The 4346-nt window shown below is 40.6% G+C and carries 2 protein-coding genes and 2 pseudogenes; 2 read left to right on the top strand and 2 right to left on the bottom strand.

All coding sequences use genetic code 11. The features are described from left to right. A partial coding sequence (locus PX484_RS04500) for a ClpB D2-like domain containing protein (protein WP_502882695.1) occupies positions 1 to 403 on the top strand: 403 nt, incomplete at its 5' end. A gap of 693 nt (positions 404 to 1096) precedes the next feature. Here PX484_RS04500 and PX484_RS04495 read toward each other — a convergent pair. After that, the gene (locus tag PX484_RS04495) at positions 1097 to 1801 is read right to left on the bottom strand and encodes a choice-of-anchor R domain-containing protein (RefSeq protein WP_287765959.1); all 705 of its coding nucleotides are present in this window, start codon (positions 1799 to 1801) and stop codon (positions 1097 to 1099) included. Positions 1802 to 2159: 358 nt separating this feature from the next. On the opposite strand from PX484_RS04495, the pseudogene PX484_RS04490 reads away from it, so the two are divergent. Next, positions 2160 to 3220: pseudogene (locus PX484_RS04490) on the top strand (RNA-guided endonuclease InsQ/TnpB family protein); the annotation flags it as partial. A gap of 1033 nt (positions 3221 to 4253) precedes the next feature. Here the strand turns inward: PX484_RS04490 and PX484_RS04485 are convergent. Continuing rightward, a pseudogene (locus PX484_RS04485) lies at positions 4254 to 4346 on the bottom strand (photosystem Q(B) 2 domain protein); the annotation flags it as partial.

The raw sequence follows: 4346 nt of genomic DNA, 5'->3' as shown, positions 1-4346 counted from the left end.
TTTGCGGAGTCATTTTCGTCCCGAATTTTTGAATCGTATCGACGATTTAATTATTTTCCATACCCTGAAAAAAGAAGAATTGCGTTACATTGTTCGTCTGCAATTACAGCGTCTGGAAAGATTATTAGCAGAACAAAAAATTAATCTAGAATTAACTACGGCCGCAGAAAATCATATTGTTACTGTTGGTTACGACCCCACCTACGGTGCGCGACCTTTAAAACGCGCTATCCAACGGGAGTTAGAGAATCCTTTAGCCACAAAAATTCTCGAACAAGCTTTTATGGAAGGGGATACGGTGGTAATTGATTGTTTGGATGAAGGGTTAAGTTTTAGCAAAAAGGAGCTAGAAAAGGAAGGGACAACATTAGAATTAGCCGTGGTTAACCTCAGTTCAGATTAAAGCCAGATAGGGGATATATTCCCCCTCTGAGTTTACCGTAAAAGCCAAAAATGCCCGAAGAGAATTCCTATTTTTTCCCTTGGGCGGTTAGTCTAGTAACATCCCGCCAGAAGAAAAATTTCCTCATACATATATACTATAATAGCTGAAAACCCTTATCCGTCAATGTATACACCCATTAACTTTTCTTAATGTCCCCATGTTTATTGTAATATTTCTTAATAGAAAGGGATAAAGCCTATTTGCTAAAATGGCAGTCATGTACATAGAAAAAGTTTTTAACCGTAATTCCCCCCCCACCGTTCTTTTCCCAGAATTCTACCGAGAAGGAGATTAGGTGGCACTCGCGGCGGCTAGATTTCCCGAAGCTTATGGCACACTTGTCACACAAAGTCGAGAAGATCCGAAAGTGCTTTCGTTAAAGTAAAACTTTTCTCGTTGGTTCAATAATAAAAAAACACACCGCTAATACTTCGATACGGGAAAAATTGCCTGAGAAATACTTTTTTTTGATCGAAAAATTAGCGGTAATTTGTTTTTATTTACAGAAGTTAATCGTGCTTTGATAAATCTCTATATCACGATAAGGTCAAGAAGATTTATCAATGAAAGTCAGGGAGTCGCTAGGATATTCCCTCGTTTACCAAGACATCGAAGACTGATGACGGAAAGATGTTTCCATTCAGCTAATTTCTAAGCACGAGTAGAGAGTTTTTTCAGCCTAGAGGCTAACCCCAATCCTCCTAATCCTAACAAGGCAACAACGGAACCCGGTTCAGGAATGTTAGTAGGGGGAGGGGGAGAAGTGTTTTCTGTCCCGTTAACACTGAATTGAAAAGCTTTAAATGCAGTAGAAAAATTATTACTCCAAATACCTCCTTGATTAGTACTATTAAAGGGATTATCACCAATCGACCAGCCAGGAAACCCTGTTTGGTCGGGTGATTGAGTAAATGCCCATAGATATTCCCCACTGCCCTCTGAAATCCCCGCAACTAACCAGTAGGCAGTATTAGCGGCTAATGTTTGCGGAGTAGTAAGGGTAAAGATGTAATCGTTGGTAATGTTAGGAGTGAAACTAGGGTTAGTAAAACTGGTTATCTGACTACCGAGTCCTCCACTGCTGTCGCTATAGAGCCTGACAAATAAATTGGGATTTGCAGTCATTTCTGCTAACCGAAGAGTGACCGAGTTAATAGTATAACCATAACTGCCACTGCCAGTCGTAAAACTTGAACGTAACCATTCATCAAATTTTACTGGGTATCCCATAGAAGGTGTTGGAGATAGGTTGCTAACGAGGGTGGTGGCAGAAGCTTGTTGTCCTAAGCTCAAGGAAAGAAGGAGAGCAAGGCTCCCCCCCCCCATGTTCGCCAAAAGTTGCTGATTTTTGGTCATTTTTCAAACTCTCAAGGTTAAAAAGGATAAAGTTGATCTCGATTGATGGTCTATCTTCTGAGGGCTGCCTCAGAAGATAATCCTTGCAACAACTTAGCACAGATTCCTAGCTTCCGGGAAGGTAAATCGGCAACATTTATCTCAAATGTCTGAAGACCCTCGCTTTTAGAGACGGGATGAAACCCCGACCAATATAAAACAGCACTTCGACAGGCTCAGTGTCCACATTTCGACACATTTCGACGGGCTCAATGTAAAGGCTCAATGTAAAAGCTCAGTGTCCACATTTCGACACATTTCGACACATTTCGACAGGCTCAATGTAAAGGCTCAATGTCAACGTAAAAGCACAATGTCAACACAGTTTAAGTTTGTCGATACTCTAAATTCTACTCCTAGACAAGCATCGGACGTTCGGCGATGCTCAGTCGAGCCGCAGAACGGGCCCGGTCGTCTATTGCTCGTTTCTATGACAATTGTAAGAAAAAGGTTAAAGGTAAAAAGGGTTATCCTAAGTTTCAGAAAAATAATCGTTCTGTGGAATATAAAAACTGTGGAGGTCAACTATCGGAGGATAGAAAAAAAATTACTTTCACAGATAAGAAAAACATTGGGACGGTTAAACTGAAATGAACCAGAGATCTAAACTTTTACCCTCTAGACCAAATTAAATGAGTTAGGATTGTTAAACGAGCAGACGGTTACTATGTCCAATTCTGTCTTAGTGTTGATATTCGGGAATACGCTAAACCCCTAGAACCAACAAAGAAATGTGTAGGATTGGATGTAGGTTTAAAAGTTTTCTACACTAATAGTGATGGGGAAACGGTAGAGATACCACAATACTATCGCAAGGCAGAAAAAAGATTAAGCCGTTTGAATCGGAAAAAATCCAAAAAGTTTAGAAAAGGTCAACCCCAATCAAACAACTACCAAAGGGACAGAAAGAGATATGCTAGAAAGCATTTAAGAGTAAGTAGGCAACGTAAAGGCTTTGTCGAAAAAGAGGCATTGTGCGTCATTAAATCTAACGATTTCATCGCCTACGAAAACTTAAATATTCAAGGCATGGTAAAAAACTCTAGACTAGCTAAATCTATCAATGATGTGGCTTGGTCAACTTTTCGGCAATGGTTAGAATATTTTGGTTTTAAATATGGTAAGGCTACGGTAGCAGTAGCCCCCCATAACACGAGTCAAAACTGTTCTAATTGTGGTCAAAAAGTACCTAAATCTCTATCTACAAGAACCCATATTTGTCCCCATTGTGGCTATGTAGAAGATAGAGATATTAACGCCGCTATCAACATTCTCAAAAAGAGACTAAGTACCGTGGGACACACGGAAACTAATACGCTTGGGGAGAGATTCCCTCTAGTTTGGTTGGATACGTCCTGTCAGGTTAAGGAAACTCTATGAACCAAGAATCCCTCGCTTTTAGCCACGGGAGTGTCAAACGCACTGATACACAATTAATCAGATATTTTGTCGCTGAAAGTGTTGGGTCAATTCAACTAATTTCTAGGCGCGAGTAGATAAGATAGCCGTTGGCGACAAGGAACAAACTACTTGGGTATAAATTTGTTGGGAGTAGTTTCCATATCTCGAATAACTTCTTCTTTTAAGGGTCTTGACCGTTCGGACCTCGGCGTGAGCTCGGTCGAACGCTGATCTCACGGCCGAAGCCTACTCATGAAAATTAGCTACTGTATAAGTAGAGCGGATAGGGTAATCAACCGCTTTAAAAATCCATGTAGTCTAATCACTACGCTATCTGCACCCTGACAATTAAAGATACAGGGTTCTACTCAATAGTTCTAGTTTCTCGCCGGCTCGTGATGTAAAGTCTTTGCAGGAACTAGACAAAGCAGTATTTGAAGCTAACGTTTCAATTCAAGCAAACTTTGTAGAAATACAACTAACGTGGGGCGCACGAAAAGTAACTCGCAAGAGTGAGAACCACCTCTGGGTTGGATAACGCAAGGTATCTAGTTTAAGTGGACTCGTTGAACCAAGAATCCCTCCCATGAGTGCTTCGGTGAGCGTCAATTCCTCGTCTTTACTCACCCTATTATAACGGGATTTACTATAACTCTTAATGAAAATCTCTCAGTTTTAAGTAGGTAGGCGTTAAAAATTATCAGACACCCCCGTTATCAAGGGTAGGGTTGATTCATGAATCAACCCTACCTTATCAAGGGGGGCAGGGGGGATCGAACCTAAAATCTATTTTTAATTTAATTATAACCAGCTACTTAATGATAACAAAAACTTCATCTATTAACCTTCTATAGTCGCTCTTGTCCTTTGGGTTAAAGATGCAGCTGAACTGACACAGCAATTTTATCGAGTCAAATAACTCCATATTTTCCTTAAAAAAGGAAAATATGAGTATAATCAAACAACAAAAAAGCACCCCCTCGCAGGAGTGCCTTTTCGTTCAGACTAGGAATTAACCATTGATAGCAGGAGCAGTCAGAGCTACGGGAGCCTGTTCACCACTAGCTAAGTCTAAGGGGAAGTTGTGAGCATTACGCTCGTGCAT

It is taken from the genome of Microcystis sp. M49636_WE2, from assembly GCF_030065375.1.
GTDB classification, from domain to species: domain Bacteria; phylum Cyanobacteriota; class Cyanobacteriia; order Cyanobacteriales; family Microcystaceae; genus Microcystis; species Microcystis aeruginosa_C.
The sequence above is the reverse complement of the archived record's forward strand: the minus strand, read 5'-3'. Positions and strand labels throughout refer to the sequence as shown.

Coding starts and splice junctions, on each gene's coding strand:
- PX484_RS04495 (WP_287765959.1), bottom strand. CDS start 1,801: ATGACCAAAAATCAGCAACTTTTGGCGAACATGGGGGGGGGGAGCCTT.